Source organism: Fulvivirga sp. M361 (assembly GCF_007097395.1).
Taxonomy (GTDB): Bacteria; Bacteroidota; Bacteroidia; order Cytophagales; family Cyclobacteriaceae; genus Fulvivirga.
Genome location: NZ_VKDC01000007.1, coordinates 202186 through 223739, shown reverse-complemented (window position 1 = coordinate 223739; position 21554 = coordinate 202186). Strand labels below are relative to the sequence as shown.

The 21554-nt window shown below is 42.4% G+C and carries 15 protein-coding genes; 4 read left to right on the top strand and 11 right to left on the bottom strand.

Annotation, left to right across the window (positions count from 1 at the left end):
* Nucleotides 1–69 precede the first annotated feature (69 nt).
* Nucleotides 70–1029: a hypothetical protein gene (locus FNH22_RS10215; protein WP_143398262.1), complete on the top strand. Its 960-nt coding sequence runs from the start codon at nt 70–72 to the stop codon at nt 1027–1029.
* Between the two features lie 255 nt (nt 1030–1284).
* Here FNH22_RS10215 and FNH22_RS10210 read toward each other — a convergent pair whose 3' ends face one another.
* The 10 genes from FNH22_RS10210 to FNH22_RS10170 form a co-directional block, all read right to left on the bottom strand.
* A complete protein-coding gene (locus FNH22_RS10210) occupies nt 1285–2580 on the bottom strand; it encodes a polysaccharide lyase family 7 protein (RefSeq protein WP_221420249.1) in 1296 nt (431 codons plus the stop codon).
* Nucleotides 2581–2777: 197 nt separating this feature from the next.
* Nucleotides 2778–3809: a sugar kinase gene (locus FNH22_RS10205; protein ID WP_143398261.1), complete on the bottom strand. Its 1032-nt coding sequence runs from the start codon at nt 3807–3809 to the stop codon at nt 2778–2780.
* A 9-nt stretch (nt 3810–3818) separates the two neighbouring features.
* On the bottom strand, nt 3819–4571 hold the full coding sequence (locus tag FNH22_RS10200) for an SDR family NAD(P)-dependent oxidoreductase (RefSeq protein WP_143398260.1): 753 nt from the start codon (nt 4569–4571) through the stop codon (nt 3819–3821).
* Nucleotides 4572–4612: 41 nt separating this feature from the next.
* Nucleotides 4613–5872: an MFS transporter gene (locus FNH22_RS10195; RefSeq protein WP_143398259.1), complete on the bottom strand. Its 1260-nt coding sequence runs from the start codon at nt 5870–5872 to the stop codon at nt 4613–4615.
* A 1-nt stretch (nt 5873) separates the two neighbouring features.
* On the bottom strand, nt 5874–6230 hold the full coding sequence (locus FNH22_RS10190) for a cupin domain-containing protein (RefSeq protein WP_370513177.1): 357 nt from the start codon (nt 6228–6230) through the stop codon (nt 5874–5876).
* A 3-nt stretch (nt 6231–6233) separates the two neighbouring features.
* Complete coding sequence (locus FNH22_RS10185) at nt 6234–8489, bottom strand: heparinase II/III family protein (RefSeq protein ID WP_143398258.1); 2256 nt, start codon at nt 8487–8489, stop codon at nt 6234–6236.
* 14 nt (nt 8490–8503) lie between these two features.
* Nucleotides 8504–8659 (bottom strand): hypothetical protein, encoded by a 156-nt coding sequence (locus FNH22_RS31975; protein WP_185154162.1) that lies wholly within the window; start codon nt 8657–8659, stop codon nt 8504–8506.
* A 43-nt stretch (nt 8660–8702) separates the two neighbouring features.
* Entirely contained in the window at nt 8703–10088 is a 1386-nt protein-coding gene (locus FNH22_RS10180; RefSeq protein WP_143398257.1) for a RagB/SusD family nutrient uptake outer membrane protein, read from the bottom strand.
* 4 nt (nt 10089–10092) lie between these two features.
* On the bottom strand, nt 10093–13194 hold the full coding sequence (locus FNH22_RS10175) for a TonB-dependent receptor (protein WP_143398256.1): 3102 nt from the start codon (nt 13192–13194) through the stop codon (nt 10093–10095).
* A gap of 217 nt (nt 13195–13411) precedes the next feature.
* The gene (locus tag FNH22_RS10170) at nt 13412–14134 is read right to left on the bottom strand and encodes a FadR/GntR family transcriptional regulator (protein WP_143398255.1); all 723 of its coding nucleotides are present in this window, start codon (nt 14132–14134) and stop codon (nt 13412–13414) included.
* A gap of 370 nt (nt 14135–14504) precedes the next feature.
* Here FNH22_RS10170 and FNH22_RS10165 point away from each other — a divergent pair, with 370 nt between their 5' ends.
* The 3 genes from FNH22_RS10165 to FNH22_RS10155 all read left to right on the top strand — a co-directional run bounded on the left by FNH22_RS10165 (nt 14505) and on the right by FNH22_RS10155 (nt 19693).
* Nucleotides 14505–16910: a glycoside hydrolase family 31 protein gene (locus tag FNH22_RS10165; protein WP_143398254.1), complete on the top strand. Its 2406-nt coding sequence runs from the start codon at nt 14505–14507 to the stop codon at nt 16908–16910.
* Between the two features lie 7 nt (nt 16911–16917).
* Nucleotides 16918–18444 carry an MFS transporter gene (locus FNH22_RS10160; RefSeq protein ID WP_185154161.1) on the top strand — a complete coding sequence of 509 codons (1527 nt, stop codon included), beginning with the start codon at nt 16918–16920 and terminating at the stop codon, nt 18442–18444.
* A 103-nt stretch (nt 18445–18547) separates the two neighbouring features.
* Complete coding sequence (locus tag FNH22_RS10155; RefSeq protein WP_143398253.1) at nt 18548–19693, top strand: hypothetical protein; 1146 nt, start codon at nt 18548–18550, stop codon at nt 19691–19693.
* 595 nt (nt 19694–20288) lie between these two features.
* Here the strand turns inward: FNH22_RS10155 and FNH22_RS10150 are convergent.
* The gene (locus FNH22_RS10150; RefSeq protein ID WP_143398252.1) at nt 20289–21497 is read right to left on the bottom strand and encodes a DEAD/DEAH box helicase; all 1209 of its coding nucleotides are present in this window, start codon (nt 21495–21497) and stop codon (nt 20289–20291) included.
* Nucleotides 21498–21554 lie beyond the last annotated feature (57 nt).

Genomic DNA, 21554 nt, shown 5'->3' with positions numbered 1-21554 from the left:
ACTTACTGTTGACATATGTCCCGGCAATTCTTCTTTGGTTTTGCCGGGGTATTTTACTGATTTACAGGTATGTTAAAACTTTTACCCTTCCTCATTTATTTCCTGATGCTCTTTAGCTGTACTGTCCGTTATGAAGAGCAAGCCAATACATTTTTCTCCGGGCAAAAAGGTGAACACTCTGATTTTGACATATGCTATACGCTTAAAAGCAAAGACAGTGTAAAGGGCTTGTTTATCAAAGGTCAGCTATTGGCTTCATCGGATGACGGAAAAATGATGGCAGGCTTATTTCTTGCGTATAACGAAGAGAAGTCAATAACTTCGGAGGATATTGAAATCACGCTACAGACGCCAGAGGGCAATTTTAGTGATCCTTTGAATGACTCTGCTATAACATCCGGTAACATTCAAAAGCTCCGTCTTCAATTTCAACCTACCCATAATCGTAAATTATTCATGAAGACGGGTTTAAAAGGTGATTTAAATAAGTCTTATACGCTTAGCTTAAAACTTCGGTCCATTACAGCAGCTTTGCATTTTGAGTTAGCCGATACTGTATGGGAAAACTACCGGCAACATCATGCCTTAGAACCGCACATACGGTTTTTCAAACCTCGATTAGACAAGCAAGTGCAACAGGCTTATCAAGAGCAACTTGGGAAGTCGGATTTTGTATATGTTGACGAAAATGAGCTCGCCCTGGCAGGAGTTAATCTACAACTTCATGCCTATCTGTGGCGGGATACACTACATCTGAAGTTTAAAATAGTCAATCATTCTGACAATGAATTACAGGTGCTTCCGGAAAAGCTCCAGGTAACGGCAAATGCAGCCCTATCACTGACCACAGCGCTATCAGGAAATCATACATTGAGAAAATCACAGCGATTCATCGAAAACTATTCATTCTACTGCCCTGTCCCGGTGGATAGCTTTCGTATTTCTAAAAAGTTCATTGAGTTCTCTTTTACTTCCGGCCAAACCTATCTGCTGAAAAAAGATCTTGGTTTTCTAAGTGCTCCACTTTGAGTCATGCCGGTCTTATGCTTATCGAAATTGCCCATTTTACGTAGTTATAAAAATTCCGGCATAAAACGTCACAAATAAAATTTCGTGTTTTACTCCAGTAAGTTAAAAGCTGATCTCGATAATTGACCATTGGGACTCCAAACAAAAACCCACCCAAAACTTCGCAAGGGCGTAAGTTTAATTAGGGTGGGTTTGATCCTGTTACTGGTCCGGAGCTAAAAACCAGTAACATTTAATGTGGTCATACGGCAAAATCTAATTATGCGAAATGGAGAGATCATAGATCAGCACCTGACCATATGCGCTCGCTGCGTCACCCCTATCCGTATTAGACTGTGTATAACAGCCTGCTTTAAAGTAACAACCTGAAGTATTGGCTTCCGGCTCATCATACGTCCAGAATACGCTGTTCATATTGCCATAATAAACATCAATCACGCCATCATGCGCTACAAATTTCACCTCGAATATTTCTCCTAAATTGTAATTGCTGTCTAAAACGGGGCCATCATTTCCGTTCAGGTCTATGAAAAGCTTTTTATTCTCTAACCGAAAGACGATAACATCATCACCGCCATCATGGATCTGACCTGCCACTACGTGTTTTTTAACCGGCGGCACATGGGTGATAGCCTGCCGGATATACATCGTATGTCTGCCGGAATTCGTAGACCAACTTGCCTTAGGGTTATTTCCTGAGTAGCCGGGTTGCATTTCTCTCAACTCTGACCTGGGATAGCTTGACCCTGGTGTAGTGGTACCCCCTGCATGTGCTCTGAACACTACCGCATTGCCAGCACTGTTCAAACGAAAGTAAGTACTGTGTTGAAACGTATTCAATGCGGGCTGGTAGATATCTTTTGGATTGTTAGGATCATTGTTTTCAGGAATAGGCAAGGTCAATGACCAGGCACTGAGATTGAGCAAGCTGCTGGGATAACCTGTAGTACCGCCACCACCACCGGTACCATCACTGCCTAAGATCTCCACTTCCGCAATACTATTCCAGGTATTCGAGGTGTTCCCAAACCCAGTAATTCGTACATATCTGACGGATACATCATTGAAATCATAGCTCTCCAGTGAAGTTGTATTCCCGCTACTCAATCCATCAAAGACCGTACTCATGCTGGAAGTGGAATTACCTACTCTGATCTTAAAGTCAGCTACTCGTTGATCTCCCTTGTGCCAGGCTACTTTCATGCTACCCACGGTCTTGGATGACCCCAGGTCGAAAGTAATGTACTGCCCGGCTCCGTTGGCAGACCATCGTGTGGAAAAATTGCCATCCAGCGTATTTTGCGGTACATTTCCGTCATGCGAACTGGCAGAAACACTGGAAACGGCCAATACTGCCGCCGACCTTGCATTGATGTTGGTCTTCGACGTTATTTCCGGAACATCCTCCGGAGCATTTTGAACCATAGGGTCTACACTATTTTCTTCCGTACATGCTGCAAAAAAAGCAAGAATTAAAAAGGTCATTGTATAGTGCAATGCCCGTAGAAAACAGTGGCCTCCACTCCTTTCTGAAATTTGTTGGTTTGTCATAATAATTAGGTTTAGTTTGGAATTGGATTAATTACTACAATAGGGTGCCCGGGTCTGTCCAATGGATAGTCCTAAGCTTTTAAATATTACAAGGCAATAGAATGGTATTTCTTTCAATACCTGTGAAGCACCGGGGCCCGGATGGTGCTTAAAAAAAGATCTTCGACTTGTACTAAGTCAGTGCCAGGTTTTCACCGTTACCTGTTCATCTCTCCTTTGCCATTTTGCGACAGGAAGTTCATTACTTCCTTTTCAGAAAGTATATTGTAATCTCCCGGGATAGTGAGTTTTAAACTAGATGCAGCCAATGCGAATTCAAGGGCTTTTTTATCTTCTTCAAATCGAGACGCTCCATGAATAAAGGCACCCATGAATGAATCCCCTCCTCCTATACGGTCTACAATGTTATTGATATCGAAAACTGGTCCGTATGTAAAATCTGATCCATCATAAACTACACCAGACCATAAATTGTGTGTAGCACTGATGGTTTGCCTCAACGTACTGATCACCTTACCTACCTGGGGAAATTTATCCATCAACATTTTACTGACAAAGGCATAACTTCTTTCTTCAAAACGGTCCAGTCGTTTATAATCCTCTTTACCTGGTACGATCCCAAGGTAATTCGCCACATCATGCTCGTTGGCCAATACAATGTCACAGCCTCCAATGAGTTCCGGCATTACTTCCAAAGGAGCGACTCCATAGTTCCATAATTTTCTCCGGTAGTTGAGATCGCAGGACACTGTGACATTATGCTTGTGCGCTACTTCAATAGCTTTCTTACAGGCTTCAGCTGCTCCCGCAGATAGCCCGGGTGTAATACCGGTCCAGTGGAACCAGTCAGCATCGCTGAGAATTTCATCCCAGGCAAAAGTATCCGCATTAATATCGCTAAAAGAAGATCTTTCTCTATCATAAATAACGTTACCACCACGAATGGAAACTCCTTTTTCCATGAAATACAGTCCCATTTTTTGGCCATGACGCTGAATGTGGGAGGTATTCACCCCCCACTTTTTCATCTCTCTAAGTGCACCTTTCCCAATATCCGTATCAGGAAGCACACTTACAAAATCTACATCATGTCCAAATTGGGCTAGTGTAATGGAAGTATTGGCCTCTGCGCCCCCATAATTTACCTGGTAGCTACTGGTTTGCTCAAACCTGCCATAGCCAGGAGGTGTAAGACGCATGAGAAGTTCTCCAAATGTAATGATCTTCATACCGTTAAGTTACGAAAAAGCCAGACCTCCGTTGATATCTATATTTGTTCCTGTTACAAAAGATGTCTCATAAGAAGCTAAACATGCCACCAGGTTAGCTACCTCCTGTGCAGTACCCTCTCTTTTTAGCGGAGTACCATTCGCCACATTCTGACGTACCTGATCTTTTGTAAATACATCATGGAAGGTGGTAGCGATCATACCCGGACACAGTGCGTTAACACGTATGTTTTTGGGTCCTAACTCTTTGGCCATGGACCGGGTAAATGTCATCACAGCTCCCTTTGACGTGGCATAAGCAGAAGCCCCGGGGCCGCCGCCGTCCCGTCCGGCCTGAGAAGCAAAATTTACAATAGAAGACCCTTCCGGCATATGTGGTACAGTAGCCTGCATGGTTAAGAAGACACTGTTCAAATTAAGTTTTATCACCTTATCGAAGAAATCTTCTTCCATCTCTTCCAGTTTCTTTCGGGCCACCAGACCTCCCACTACATTGACTAATACATTGATCTCATTACCATACTTTTTAATGGCTTCACTGATCAAATTATCTACATCTGATTTCTTCGTCATATCTCCCTGTACAATCATGGCATCTCCTCCTTCATCTTGAATCTCCTGAAGCGTCTCTCTGGCCTGATCTTCATTATCAAAGTAATTAATAACTACTTTGGCTCCCTCACAGGCTAATTTCTTAGAAACTGCCTTGCCAATATCTCTGGCACCACCAGCGACTATGGCCACTTTGTTTTTTAAAAGCATTGTTTACTTGTTTTTATGGACTTAATTAAATGTTATACTTATTATTTAATGGGTTTAATTTCTTTAGCCAACCAATAGATCGAACCCACTCCTAAAGGCACAAAAGCTGCTATCATCAAAAATATGGGCACATAGGAATAAGCTGAAATCACCGGAACCAAAAAGTTCATGATAATCACAGAAAATACGCCTACAGTACCTCCCAATCCTGCCAGAGAACCCACAGAAGGCCCTTGAAAAAGATCACTGGGGATGGTCTGTATATTACTGATAACGAACTGGAATCCGTACAATACAAAAGCGACTATGATCACAAAGACCAGGGCTGTATCTGCAAAAAGCACAGTAGCTACTAATCCTAAAAACATAATCAGTCCGCCAATGCTAATAGTACGTTTCCTAGCCTTATCCACTGTAGCTCCTTTACGCATTTGCTCACCGGCATAATACCCTCCCGAAAGACTTCCCAACGCTGCGCCAACATAGGGCACCCACGCGAAAAAGCCAATCTCTTTTACATTGAAACCATATTGATCGGCCAGATAAATAGGCATCCAGCCTACAAACAGCCACCATATAGGTTCTACAAAAAAACGTGATACTAATACTGCCCAAGATGCCCGATGACTAAGGATCTGTGACATACTCAGGCTTTGTGAAGGTTCGGTAGTTTCTTTTTCTTCCGATTCTCCCAAAATATGCTGTTTTTCCTCCTCAGTGATCCAGGGGTGTTTGGCAGGCAAAGCCTTATTGATCAAGATCCAGGGGATCACCCACAGGAGCCCCAGGACACCTACCAGTATGAAGGTCATTTTCCATCCAAAAGCTGCCCATAAGATCGCTATGAGCGGTGGAGCAACGACAGAACCCAGAGCAGCACCGGAATTAAATATACCCTGAGCCATGGCACGTTCTTTTAACGGAAACCACTCAGCATTACTCTTTACTGCACCAGGCCAGTTGCCTGCTTCTCCCAACCCTAACAATGCACGAAAAACACTGAATGTCAATAAGTTTCGTGCTGCTGAGTGAAGAATAGTAGCTATCCCCCACACAGTAATTGAAATGACGAACCCCATACGTGTACCAATCTTATCAAACATGCGTCCTGATACAGATTGCCCAACAGCGTAGGCCACCATAAAAATATTTAAGATGAGGGCATAATCACTTTTGGTCATCCCAACATCTTCGGATATACTGGGCCACATAATACCCAAAGCTGACCGGTCAATATAATTGATGACGGTAGCCAGGCAAATAAGCCCAATAATAATCCAGCGTAGTCCTTTAACCTTCATTTTATACGGTTTCAAAAAAGTCTTCCCTTATCGGGCTGAAAACATCAATTAATTCTCCTTTTTCCAGGCATATTGCCCCATGTGCAACATTTGGCGGAATGTAAAAACCATCGCCAGGGCCGATCTCTTTCTTCTCTTCGCCCACCTGCAGTTCAAACCTTCCACTAACCACATACGTCGCCTGGCTATGAAAATGTTCATGAACAGTACCTACAGCACCTTCTTCAAATAGCACTCTTGCCATCAGGATCTTATCATCATATCCCATGATCTGCCTTTTCAGGCCCGGACCTACCTCTTCCCATTTTAGTTGGTTTCCGAATAAAAATTCTTCACTTGCTTTTAATTTTTCCATCATTTGTCAGTTCATTAATTTTCGCTGAATTAGTGCAACGGGCCCCTCCCATTGCAACGTCTCATTATCAAGGGTCACGCTGTGCCGGGCCATTGGCTCATTATTATCATTACACAACGCAAACACCATTCGCTTGTCATTTTTAGTGATTACCTGCAGAACGGAATAGTTCGCATCATTCCTTAATACCTCTAATGCTTTTACATTTCCATAAGCCTCGGTAGCTATTTCTGTTACTGTCGAATATTTGCCATGTGACTCTGTAACCGAAGCAAAAAAAGCGTTTTTGACATTACTTTTTCTAAGCATAAATACAGGGTCCCGACGTAAGTTAAAAGAAGGGTCGGCTTTACCGATCCGTCCAAAAATCAGGCTATCCTGGTTCCCTGTCACCGCCGTTAGAGTGTGAAAGTGACCCTTATATAGCCAATTCAATACTGCATTACCGGAACTGGTCTGACCTATCGCTTCAACACCTAAATGCTGATAGCCATGGCCCTTAGCTAAACTTTTGACATAAGGAGGCTGCTCTACCGTAAAGTTGGTTTTCATAACTTCTCCCTGAAAGTAAAAGGGCAGGTCATAAGTAGCGTTCTCACTATCTGAGGTGACCCGAAAGAAATCCAATAAGACCGGATTGCTAAACAGATCATTTTCAATTAACGCTGTAGTTCTATGAAATTCTATGCCTGAATAAGCGATACTTTCTTTCGCACTTACTACCTGCATTTCGGGATTGGCAGTATCAAACAAATAAGGGGTTGGGTGATGCTCGTCTGCCAAACCAACGTTAGCATTGAATTGCGATTTTTGATTTACTGTCACAGTATTATGCGCAATGGTCTGCTTGGCCCAGGTGGTATTTTCTTTCAGGTATCCGCCACCATCCTTTTGCTCTATGTTCACCCATCGGGCCGCACCATAGTCCTGGTAAACCTCATCTTCCCCCTGGTAAAAAGTGAGGGAAAGCCTATCAAAATGCCCATGCCCCATACCATGTTTCGAATATTTCATAACCAGAGCAAAATCATTTTCCGCTGCCCTGCTTCTTAAAATACCTATACCTCCTTCAGTACCACTTGCACCGTCCTTTAACTCCAGGCTTTTTTTAGTAAATGAAGCAACCTTACCTGAAGTCAAAGCACGGGCAGTACTTAACCCTGTATCATTGAGAGGCACCCTGCCTTGCTGTTGAACAATGCTCAACAAGGACATATCCTGCGCTCCGAAATGATAAGCTATGTTTACTGCTGTCACGAGTTCCCGGGATAGAAATGACATGCCTTTTTGCGCATCATTAAGTGGGAAGAACTCACCGGCAGCGTTTGTTTGATTAAGCAAAGCATATACGCCCTTTATCAACACTCCCTGTTTGTAATCAAATATTTTTAAGTCCGGTTTTTTGTTTTGCAATGCCTGAGCAAAGATCAGAAATGGATACATTGCGTAACGTTGATAGTACGGTCCTTCCGTATAGTAGCCATCGGGTGAAAAAGCATGATCGATCTGGGCCAGAAAGCCAGCTTCTTTTTTTCCGGACAAATCAATGGTCCCTCCATCATTGTCTTTTTTAAGGTTGGAAGAAACTGCATTTGAAGCGCCATATAACGCACGTTGTACCAATTCCTCGTCATCCATTACAAGACCAATCATACCCACAGCAGCATTACCCCAGGTACTATGATTATGTATTCGGTTAAAAAACTGCGGTGTTTCATTGGATAGAAAGTCGGCATATGGTCTAAAAAGCTGCTTATTCAGTTTTTTCCTCACTTTAGGGTCCAGCCAATCATAAATGCAATCATACGCCTGGCTTACATACACCAACCAGTTGGCGTCGTTCAGGCATTGCCAGAAAAACTTTCCCGGCGCATAAGAACGTGTAGCGGGGTGCCTGTCGATACCAGGAAATAACCTCGCATATTCTAACAAAACATCTCGTATAAAAACAGCATAACGTTCATCTTCTGTCAACTGAAAAAGCACTCCCGCCTTCTGAAGCGCAAAGAAATTACGCTTATGTTGTTCATGAGAATAGCCACCCGCCAAATCTTTAGGTAAAGGAACCTGTATCCCATTTTTCATAGCTTCCTTTACCTCTTTCTCAACCTGGTTAAACGACTGATCCATGATAGGTAGTTTCTCTCGCTGCCTTTTTATCTCTTCTACTCCCCCTTTGGTAAGAATAATGGAAGGATGATCTTGAGAAAACCCGGCGTGGGTTATTATCAGAAGTATTAATATGATCGCTATGTATCGCATTGTATAGTTGAGATTTAAGGATGGGACACTTCCGGATCATGGTATTTCACATCGGCAAAAGCACCTTCACCTTCTTTGGTCATATAATTTGCTGCCAGAAAGTCGTGCCGGATAAGAGTGAATGCCGGAACGCCTGTCTTTGCAAAAAGATTATATACCAGGTTTTTCATAATTCTGTTTTTAACCATGATGCGGAAATGTCCACTTATTGCCTCATTGTTGATATCCTGGATTTTGGCTAAGAAGCCCTTCACTCACATTTCTTTCATTTTGAGGTATAGGCAATAAAAGATCATCAGCGTTAAAATTATAACCTTCGGCATCCGCAAAAGCAGTCAGGACAGTCATAGCTTGCCCGGTACGAACTAAATCGTACAGGCGATGATTTTCGAATCCCAATTCAAATCTTCGCTCATTCAGCAACATTTCTAAGGTAATGGTCTCACTGCCATCCGTAAGCAGCTCGCTTAAACCTACACGATCGCGAACGGCATTGTAAGATTCAATGGCTGCAATACTTTGTGTAGAGCCGGCACCATTCATAATAGCTTCGACATGCATCAAATAGACATCCGCTAACCGGAGAACGATCCAATCGTTACCAGCCAGCCTTGCGTTGCTTCCTTCATTAAGGAACTTACCTGTTGTCTTTTGATTATCCGGATTACTAAGAACTGCATTTCGGGCTGTATCCGAAGGGGTCATGGAGGAAAGGAAGTCATCCGTTAAATAATTTAACCCACTGGCGGTTCCTCCTCCAGACATTTCAAATGAAAAATCCTGACTTTCAATGGCATTATTATCAATGTATGGAATAGCAAAGATGATCTCACTGTTTTGCTCATCGTAGAACACATCTCTGTATTTTTCGACTAGTCGGTAATTTGGATCAGCTATCAACGCGGCGAGTAAGGGTTCTGCTAATGAATGGTTGTCAGTGGTCAAATACACTTTTGCTAAAAGAGCCTGAGCAGCACCGGAAGTCGCACGACCAAACTCTATCCCACCCTTGGACGGGAGCAAAGCTGCGGCGTCTATAAGGTCAGCAGTGATCGCACTATACACTTCTGCAATTTCATCTCGGCCAAAATGCTCTGTATCTGTCAATAATAAGACCCTATCTACCAAAGGGACAGCACCAAAAGCTCGCACCAAATTGAAATGAGCCAGGGCACGTGCAAACTTTGCTTCTCCTTCAAATTGACTTTTCAAAGCTTCATCTGTCATCACATCGAGGTTTTCCAGAACGACATTGGCCCTGAAAATCACATTATAGTTATCAGCCCAATAGGTAGCCACTGCTCCGTTAGTAGTCTGTACATTTAAAGTCTCGAATTCCGCCCATTCCCCTTCACCAATGTTGGTTTCCGCATTATCTGATCTCATTTCTGTAAGCGCAAATTCACGTAAGGGCACAGCTTGAAGCCCATCATAGATCGCCAATGTTGCTAACGCCAAATCATCATCATTTTGGTAGAATTCTTCATCGGCAATGGCTGAAATAGGTGTTAGCTCCAATGTATCTTCACCGCAACTTGCCAAGGCCAATGCCAAAAGCAACAGCGTAAGTAGTTTTGTTATTTTTTTAATAAGTTCCATTGTATTAGAATTCAATATTTACACCCACAGAAAAAGACCTATAGATTGGTGCCGGGCCTCTTTGATACCCGTAAGTCAGAGGACTGTCTAAAGCACGGTCAATCCCTTCAGGATTATATCCCTGGTACCCATCTGCCATGATATAAAGGAGGTTCTGAGCAGCCACATATACTCTTGCACTTCTTATTCCCGCCGGGCTGAGAAAACTTTCGGGAATTCTGTAACCTATATTAAGGTTCCTTAGCACCACATAAGAGGCATCCTGAATATCGTCGTCTGTGTTAATTCTTCTTCTAACCAGATCCGCATCGGGGAAACTACCTGTATAATCCTGGGCACTGGCGAACTCGTTAAAAACGTATTCAGAAATTATATTCCTCACCTCAGCGCCATGTGAGCCCTGGAACATAAAGCTTAAATCAAAATTTTTAAACTTCAGGTTGTTGATTACACTCCAAACCACATCCGGGTAGGGTGAACCTAATATTGTCCTGTCATTGGAGTCTATTACACCATTTCCATCCAGGTCTTTCACATAAACATCTTGCGTCTGACCGCCTATAGGGTAAAGTGGGTTATTGATAAACTGGGGATCAATTTGCCTGCTGTCATCCATTACATATCCGTAAAATGATGAAACAGGATTTCCTTCTAAGGCTATCCACTCCAATGCTCTTTTATTATCGACAGTAGTTATCAAGCCACTGGCTCCGGCAAAGTCCGTAAGAGTATTCTTGTTACGAGAGAGATTAGCCGTGGTAGTCCATGTCAGGTTATTGGATGAATAATTCATGCTGGATAACTCGATCTCGACTCCCTCATTTTCTACCTCCCCCCTATTGACCAATGCTGTCGTAAAGCCGGTGACTGAGGGTATAGGTAAATCCAATAGCAGATCTTTACTGGTTCTTTTGTAGTAGTCAACGGAAAAATTCAGACGTCCGGATAGGAAAGAAGCATCTATTCCCGGGTTAATTTCCACTAGTTTTTCCCATCCAAGATCCGGATTTCGAATGTTGTCTGCATTGAATCCAGTAGAACCAAAACCGGTACCTACAGGAGAAATAAGTCCAAAGTGACCATATTGACCTATCCCGTTATTGTTACCGGTTTCCCCATAACTCATACGAAGCTTAAGGTCCTGAACAATTTTATTACCAGAAAGGAAAGATTCCTCGGTCAGGTTCCAACCCACAGAAGCAGCAGGAAAGAATCCAAACTTCGTATTCAGCCCAAATTTAGAGCTTCCATCCCGTCTGGCGCTAAAAGAAAACAGGTACTTATTATCATAAGCATAGTTCACTCTTGCCAAATAAGAAACCAGGATCTCTTCCGCTTCTAAGCTAAAACCACCGTTTTGATTAGCCTCTGGAATCGTTTGGATAAAATCATTATCAAAGCCAGCCGCTTCTAATTCCGATTCCTCATATTGCCAATGTTCATAGGCAAATCCGGCAACAGCGCTCACGGAATGATTCCCGATGTTCTTGGAATAATTAATGGTACTCTCAGAAACAGCGTGCATTCGAAGGTTAGTCGTTCGTGTGGATTCAGAATCGCCCGGACCATTTCTTGACGCCAAAACTCCGGTCCAATTAGTATTTCTTATATACCTGAAATCACCCCCAAAAGTCTGTCTAAAGAATAGATCATCATTAATATTTACCTTGACAAAGGTGTTGGCATATAACATGGTTTGGAATCTACGCTGATCACGCTCCAAAACTTTGGCCAAAGCATTTTGATTTGAAGTAGCAGAGATATCCGTTCCACCGTCATTGACCGATTGACCATTAACCAAATCATAATCATCGAAAAAGCGCTCCATGGCATACCCACCAATAGCCGCATTTGAAAACAGGTATTCTGCGTCACCATAATTAGGTCTGGTAGGATCTAAATTAACATATTGGAAATTATTTTCGTCCAGGTACAATGGCAGCCAGGGGCCCTGACGAATGGCGTCATGCACTCCTATGGGGAACCTTCGCTGCTCTGTATGTGAAGGGTTTAGATTGAGGCCAAATTCTACTTTATCATTCACCTTGGTATTCACATTCAAACGGAAATTGATCTTTTCAAAATTATCTGTAAGCAAAACTCCTTCATCGTTCAAATAACTAAGTGCAGCGGTATATTTGGTATTTTCAGTACCCCCTCTGGCTGACAGAGCATGACTGGTAATGGTTCCTCCATCCATCATTACATCCTGCCAATCTGTTCGTGTACCCAATTCTTGAATGTATTGTGCCCGTTCAGTAAGCTCACCTCCATTATTAGCCCTCACAAAATCATACCAATCATCGAGTTGGGGAAGTAAGTCATTGTCAGGGACCGACTTAAATCCAACGTAGCCATTATAGGAAAACCTTGTAGGACCTTCCTTACCTTGTTTGGTCGTTATCATAATCACACCATTAGCTCCCCGGGAGCCATATATAGCGGATGAAGAAGCATCTTTAAGCACTTCTACAGACTCTACGTCATTCATGTCCAGACTGGAAAGAAAATCACTGTCATTTCCCACAGCGATCCCATCCAATACGATTAAAGGATCAGAATCATAAGAAATTGACCCTTGTCCTCTTACACGTAGAACAGGCGCCTCACCAGCTGCCGGATTGGTTTGTGAAACCATTACACCTGCAATTTGGCCTACGAGCGCGTCATCCACCCTTGCCAAAGGTATCTGATCTAAATTCTCATTATTTACCTTTGATACCGATCCGGTCAAATGTGATCGTTTCTGTGTACCATAACCTACGACCACAATTTCCTCCAGTTCTTCAATATCAACCTCCATACTTATATCAAGCTGGGTCTTTCCATTTATTGGTTGTTGGGTAGTCTTGTATCCTATGAAGGAGAAAACAAGAACCTGATCTCCGGTAACATTGACCGTATAAGCTCCATTAATGTCAGTCACTGTACCTGAGCTGGTTCCCTGAACTAATACTGCAACACCGGGCAATGCCTCACCAGTATCATCCGTAACACGCCCATTTAACGTGTAAGCCTCCTGAGCAGCCAGATCGCCTATTACCAGGGCGGTAAAAAGCAGGCAAAGGGGTGCCCATAAAAATCTTTTTGTAAAAGTTTTTTTCATTGTTTCTGAATTTGGGGTAGAGTGGCTCAGCGCTATAAAGGCAGGGAAAGGCTATCACCACATTGATATTTTGTGCTATATCAATTATCTTTGTTGATACAATGCATTGGAATGGGTGGAACTATTTCGCGATACCACCACCGATTACAATCCTGCCTAAATGGATTAGCTCTTAGTTAATCCATTTTGTTTTATCCGTTTTTTTCTTTCATTGATATTATTTAGGGGTTGTGTTCTCACTATAAAAATTGAGTATGTCACTTAAATGAATTCTCATTGATTGCTCGGCGTGCACAGCATCACGTTTTGTTATGTGATCCAATATGGCATGATGTTCCTCCAGGGCCAATTCAGGCCGGTCTCCACCGCAGATATCATTTTCCTTGAATGCAGTGAGTATATCAGGAGTCACAATTAACATGAGCGATTTTAATACGGAGTTTTTGCTGGCCTCGGCGATTTCCAAATGAAACAGAAGGTCCTCTTCAACTGCCGACTTTCCTGCCTTCACAGCTTTTTCATAAGCATTCAGCGCCTTGGAAAGAGAAACAATGTCATCATCCGTTCGTCTCATTGCAGCTAGCTTGGCAGAGTTACTTTCCAGGAGCACCCGGGTTTCTACCAATGAATGGAAATCATTACCTTCTAACATTAACACATCCGTAATGAGTCCTTCCAAAGCAACGATACCAAACCCGGCCACTACAGTTCCGCTTTGTGGCAACGTCTTTAAAATGCCATAAAACTCGAGCTTCTTAATAGCGTCCCGCACATTGGTACGACCTACACCAAACCGCTCGCTTAACATACGTTCTGATGGCAACTTATCCCCCGGCTGTAGTTGTCCGGACGATATGAGCTCACGAATTTGATGGATGATCTTGTCAACCGGTTTCTCGATGACGATCTCACTGAAGTTATTTAAAATCTCTTTTCTCATATCCTATAATTAACCTACCAGCAACTGGTCAACCAATTTAGCTATCCTTTTTTCAAATGCCAATTTAATTGTCATTTTTTTGACAAAAACTGAGGAAAGTCACCGAAAAACGGCACTATTCTGCAAAGTCTCAATCCATCCTACCTAGACGATCGGGTGTTTATCTCATTTTCCTTATCATCACAAGCTACACTTTTCCTAATAATAACAAAATAAGACACTGTGGTCAAGCCATTTCTGTTCATGCAAACGTTTACGGAACTTTTTACCACCTACCTCCTATCAATCTGGAATATTTATGACTACTTTAGATTCATCAGCAGACGTTTTTATCTCTTTATGAAAACCTCTTTTAAAACGATCATTTTTTATGACGGACATAGACAAACATAATACAAATCAGTCATTAGGTGATTTACGACGATATACCAAAATAGACCATGGCATTGAAGGTCACACTTCTCATGGCACATTTAAAGTAGTTGTTTACAACCCACATACCATCAGGATACATGCTACATTAGCTCAATACAATGACCATTCTTATGCAGTAGTTGATACACCATCCGGGGACTTCAAATTGGAAGAAAGTGAGACGTCATTGGTAATCACTACATCCAAAATACAGTTGATCCTATATCGCACTCCCGTTAGGTTTGTATTCAAGGATCTAAAGGGTAATGTGATCAATGAAGACGACGCAGCATTCGGTACTTCGTGGATAGGAGAACAGGTAAGTACCTACAAAAAATTACAACCGGACGAACGCTTTATTGGCCTTGGGGAAAAGACCGGATCACTGGACAGACGCGGAAACGGTTATCAGAACTGGAATACCGATAATTATGCCTATCATAATGGGTCAGATCCGCTCTATTGCTCCACACCTTTTTATATCGGTATCCATGCTGGTCAGGCCTATGGCATTTATTTTGACAACAGCCATAAGACGCATTTTAACTTCGGCGCTTCCAATAATCGTTTCATGAGCTTCGCTGCGGATCGCGGAGATATGAACTATTATTTCATTTATGACGATTCGGTCAGTGGCATTATCGAGTACTATACACAGCTTACCGGAAGGATGGAATTGCCTCCATTATGGAGTATTGGTTATCAGCAGTGCCGATACAGTTATTACCCTGATAAAGAAGTATTGAGTACAGCCCGAACATTCCGGGAAAAGGACATTCCAGCGGATGTTATCGTGCTTGACATTCACTATATGGATCAATTCAAGATCTTTACCTGGGATAAAAATCACTTCCCGGATCCTGCCGGCATGATCCAAACATTAAAAGAACAAGGATTTCATGTGGTTGTCATGTGTGATCCGGGCATAAAGGCAGAAGATGGATATGCCCCTTATGAATCCGGAAAGGAACATGACATCTTTCTAAAGTACCCGGATGGAACACATTATTCCGGTCAGGTATGGCCGGGTTGGTGCTATTTCCCGGACTTCACCAAACCGGAGGCTCGTGAATGGTGGAAGAATAGCTTGAAGAGCTATTCAGAAATTGGTATTGACGGGTTTTGGAATGATATGAACGAGATAGCCACCTGGGGCAATACGCTACCAGAACTTATAGAATTTGATTTTGACGGCAATAAGACGTCGTCCCGCGAAGGTAGAAATGTTTATGGCCTACAAATGTCACGTAGTACTTATGAAGGTACACGTGAACTTCTCAACGGTAAAAGACCCTTTAACCTAACCCGGTCCGCATTTTCGGGTATACAACGTTACGCAGCTGTATGGACAGGAGATAATGTGGCTAACGAAGAGCACATGATGCTTGGAGTACGTCTTGTCAATAGCTTAGGGCTTACCGGAATCGCATTCGCCGGCTATGACATTGGTGGTTTTGTAGGCAATGCACATGAGTCTCTTTTTGCACGTTGGCTTCAGATTGGCGCCTTTTCTCCTTTCTTTCGCGGGCATTCTATGGTCAATAGCAGAGATTCCGAACCATGGTCGTATGGTGAGGAGGTAGAAGAAGTATCACGTAATTTCATCACGCTCCGTTATAAACTGCTACCCTACCTATACTCTTGCTTTTACATGGCCACAAAAACAGGAATACCTGTTTCACGCAGCCTGGCCATCTACTACCCGGAAGATGCTCACATTTATGATGGTCTTTTTGAACAACAATATCTTTTTGGGCCTTCCCTAATGGTGGCGCCAGTAGAAAGTAATGCTTCTTTGGCTAAAGTGTATTTACCTGAAGGTGAATGGTATGAGTTTTTCACGGATAAAAAGCATATCGGACAACAACAAATCATTGCCGAATGCTCTATTGAAACGGTACCGTTATACGTCAAAGGCTCTGCTATTATACCTATGGCTCCCTATGCAAAGAACAATACGCAAGGCCTGGGAACCACTTTGGAAATTCATATTTATTATGGCCAGGATAAAAACGAGTTTTTCTATTACGAAGATGACGGAGAGTCCTACGCTTACAAAGAAGGGGACTTCCATCAACGTACCATAGCATTTGATCCTGACAAGTCACAGCTAAAAATAGCGGAAGTTGAAGGAAGTTATTCTTCCCGTTTTGACGCACTAAAAATCTGCTTCCATGGTTTTGAAAGCTCCCGATTTAAAGTGAATAGCAAACTGGCTGATACTTTTTATGAAGACTATCGTTACATCCAAAAAATCTCAAATTTTGATCCTGTCGGAGACCGCCGACAAGAGTTCGTATTAAAGGATCTACCTTACCTACTTCTAGACTACACTACAGGCCCGCTGACGATCAGCTGGTAATTTACTTATGGAAAATATATCTATCTCATCAGCCAAACCTCGTTTGAGTTTTTGGCAAATATGGAATATGAGTTTTGGTTTTTTGGGCATACAGTTTGGTTTTGCCTTACAAAACGCAAATACCAGCAGAATATTTGAAACCCTGGGAAGTGACACCAAAAACCTGGCTATTTACTGGCTTGCCGCACCTGTCACCGGTTTGCTCATGCAACCTATTATAGGCTATTACAGTGATCGTACCTGGCATCCTAAGTGGGGTCGTAGAAGACCTTTTTTCGCTATTGGCGCTATTTTGGCCTCCTCAGCTCTAATACTTATGCCTAATTCTTCGGTACTATGGGTAGCCATTGGAGCCTTATGGATCATGGATGCTTCGATTAATGTAAGTATGGAACCTTTCCGGGCTTTCGTTGGTGACATGCTTCCCGAATCACAACGTACAAAAGGATTTGCGATGCAAAGTTTTTTTATCGGTGTTGGTGCTGTGGTGGCCTCTGCCTTACCCTGGATATTCACCAATTGGCTAGGGATAAGCAATGTAGCCGATGAAGGAGAGATACCAAGCTCCGTTAAATGGTCATTCTATATTGGGGCTTTTGCTTTTTTCTTTGCTGTGATGTGGACGGTTTTTACCACAAAGGAATATCCTCCTGAAGAGGAAATTACAGACAATGACGTGCGACAGGAGGAAGAATCCCTTAATACAGGACATAGCCCGTTTTACTATTTTAAAATAGGGGCGCTTTTATTCGCAGTAGCTATTTCACTCTCCGTCTGGTTTGCTATTCAAGGGCTGGAACCACAACTCTACGTTTTTGCAGGCATGTTCGCACTTTTTGGTCTGACCTATGTAGTCGCAGCCATGTTTATGCAACGCTCTCAATCTAAAAATGGTCTTGTACAGATCGTTCAGGATTTTCAGCATATGCCCAAGACCATGGTGCAACTGGCATTTGTCCAGTTTTTTTCCTGGTTTGGACTGTTTGCTATGTGGATATACACTACTTCAGCGGTCACCAGTCATATTTACGGGTCTTCAGATCCAACTACCGTCACCTATAATGAAGGTGCTGATTGGGTTTCATTGCTATTTGCAGGATATAATGGTGTGGCCGCAATCTTCGCATTAGCGATACCTTACCTTGCCCGGGTTGTTGGCAGAAAGTTCATGCACATGTTAGCTCTTTCAAGTGGAGGTATAGGGTTAGTGTCTTTTTATTTCATCCGGGACCCAACTCTTCTGATCATTTCTATGGTTGGCGTAGGCATTGCCTGGGCCAGTATTCTCACTATTCCATACGCTATGTTATCAGCTTCACTACCTGCCAATAAAATGGGATACTACATGGGAATTTTTAACTTTTTTATTGTCATCCCACAAATCATAGCCGCCAGTATCCTTGGGTTTCTTGTTACACAATTCTTCAATGGAGAATTTATATTCGCTTTAGTATTAGGAGGCTCCTCCATGATAATAGCAGGGCTTTTTAACCTTTTGGTGAATGACAATGAAAACACTACAGATCAACACTGAGAATGAGATAATGAAATGATATAAAGAGATATCTGTAAGGTATCATTGAAATATTGGCATCAAATGTGTTATTTGTAAGTTGTTGTCAAAATTTAACTCAAGTATGAGCCGATTCTATTATTCATTCTTTTTCCTTTGTTCTTTAGCACTGTTTTCCTGCTCTTCCGGCAAAAAATCCTTTGAGCAAGGTGACTATTACCAGGCGGTGATGAAATCCGTAAGCAGGTTACGTCAGAACCCCACCCATAAGAAATCCAGGGAGACACTTAAACAGAGTTATCCATTGGCTGTAGAAACTTTTGAAAGAAATGCGATAAATGCTATTTCAGCGGATGTAGAGTTTAAGTATCGTGAGGCCTTCCGTAACTATGAAAAGATCAATTTTTTGTATGAAGAAATTCGTAGATCACCAGGAGCTATGCGGATCATTCCTAACCCGGTGGATTATTACACCAAAGTAGCACAACTGAAAGAAAGAGCAGCAGAAGAAAGTTATGAAGCCGGAATTGAGGCCCTGGAAAAGGATACACGCGAAGATGCTAAAGAAGCGTTTTACAGGTTTAAAGATGTTCAGGGGTTCGTGTCTGAATACAAAGATGTGAGAGATAAACTTGAGGAGTCAAAGTTTAAGGCCACTTTAAAAGTAGTGGTAGAACAAATACCCGTTCCTACTCAATATAACTTAAGCGCTGAGTTCTTTCAGAATAAAATTGAGAGTTATCTGCATAAACCTTCCAAAAGAACCCCGTTTGTAAGGTTTTACACGCCGTATGAGGCAGAATCAGAACAATTGCCTTATGTAGATCATTTTTTAAGGTTACAATTCGATGATTTTGCTTTAGGCGATTCACATACTGAAAAGGTCATAGAATCTGTAAGCAAAGACAGTGTAAAAGTGGGTACGGTCAAATTGAAAGATGGCACCAAGCAAGCTGTTTACAGCACGGTACATGCCAAAGTTACTACTTTAACCAAATCCCTTCGGTCTCACGGTGTACTGAGCATGGAAGTAATCAATGGCAATACAAATGCCGTATTGAAAAACCAAAAGTTCAGAGGACAGTATGTATGGAATGCAAAATGGGGATACTTCAAAGGTGACGAAAGAGCTTTGACGGATGAACAAGTCAAGATATGCAAGCGCAAGGAGAAATCCCCTCCTTCTCCTCAGCAAATGTTTGTGGCTTTTACCGATCCTATTTATAATAATTTAACCCGTAGTATAGGTTCGTTTTATTCGGCTTACTAACCTGAGTTCGGTATAAAAAACAGAAGAGAACGATCCGAGAGTCCACCAATTAACGGAGGTTTAGGGTAGTACCTCGCCTTCCGAAGTCGTACGAAGGGCAGGCAGTCCCTCAATTCAGGGGTTGCATTTCAAATTGTCGCAATTAGTTTTCATTTACGAAGTCATGTCGCAACCTGGTGAAGACATCTAACCAGGTAGAAAGAATGTGGCGGACTTGCTATATGGCAAAGATTTCTTCGCTTTGCTACGAAATGACTAACTGATTATAATACGCATTTAAAATCCGGAAGTCATCTCGCAAAGATCTTTTCAGCAGCAAAGGCCATCTGAGAATTCTTTAACGACCTGAATGTTAAGTTTTACCATAGGCATCTTTACCCTGCTGCAAATCCATACCAATGACTTTCTTTGCTGCAAGGATTCCTACGGATGACTTCGTGGTTTCAAGAACGATTCTGCTTATTTAAGTCATGCCGTAGGCAACTTTGCCATCCTTACAAATTGGAATTATTGCTTGAAGTACTGCTTTCTTCATCTCGGAATGAAACAGGAGGAATAAATTTTGCATTTCAAATGTAGATAGATAAACAGGTAATTATTTTCGCCTGGTTGACCGTTTCCCTCCCGGGCGTCTTCCCTTCCCGCGGTTTTTCTTTGGATTGTATTGCGGTACTTCGCCCAAATGCACAGGTACTTTTGCCTTCTTCACAGGTTCTCCCAACAGCTCCTCAATTTGCAGGAAATTTGCCTGGTCTTTTTCATTTATAAGGGTAAAAGCTACCCCTCTTGAAGCTGCGCGTGCCGTACGTCCAATACGGTGAATATAATCTTCACCATCATTAGGCACATCGTAGTTGATCACTAAATCAATGTCTTCTACGTCTATACCCCGCGATAGAATATCCGTGGCGACCAGGATACCCAATGTTCTATTTTTAAATTCTCTCAGCACATTCTCTCTTTCAGTCTGTTCAAGGTCAGAGTGGATATCTTCTGAAGAGAACTCAAGCCTTTGAAGCTCTCGATTTAAATCTTTAGCACTTTGTTTGGTACTGCAAAATATTATAACGCTTTGTAATTTCTTCGCCTGAAGCAAATGCGTTACCAGAGGGATCTTTTGAGTATCATAAAGCACAAAAGCCGCTTGAAAAATGCGTTCAGCCGGTTTAGATACTGCGATCTTGACCTCTACCGGATCTTTCAATATTTTATCTGCCATCGTCCGCATTTTTGGTGGCATGGTAGCAGAAAATAACAAATTCTGACGACCTTCCGGCAGGTGTGAAACGATCTTCATAAGGTCATCATGAAAACCCATGTCCAGCATTCGGTCAGCTTCATCCAATATCAGGTACCTGAGTTGGTTACTTTTAACATATCCAAGGTTCAGATGTGCAATTAATCGACCAGGTGTACCTATAACTACATCGGCACCAGTAGTAAGGGCCGTCTTTTCACGTGTAAAAGAACTCCCATCACTCCCACCAAATACAGCTATAGAGCTAATGCCTGTAAAATAGGACAACCCTTCCATTTGCTGGTCTATCTGTACCGCCAGCTCCCGGGTAGGCACCACGATCAACGCACGAATGTTCCCATCATGTTCCGAACGTAAGATCAGGTCAATTATTGGCAACAAAAATGCAGCAGTCTTCCCGGTACCTGTCTGAGCTGAACCTATTATATCTTTTCCTGAAAGTATCGGCGGAATGGCCTTTTCTTGTATCGGAGTAGCTTCCTGGTAACCGATAGCATTTATTCCTTCTAAAAGCCTCGCGTCGAGGCCAAAATCTTCAAACTTCAATGTGCTTACAACCTTTTATCGCAATTTATACAATTTATTCACACCATCACTGCCTTG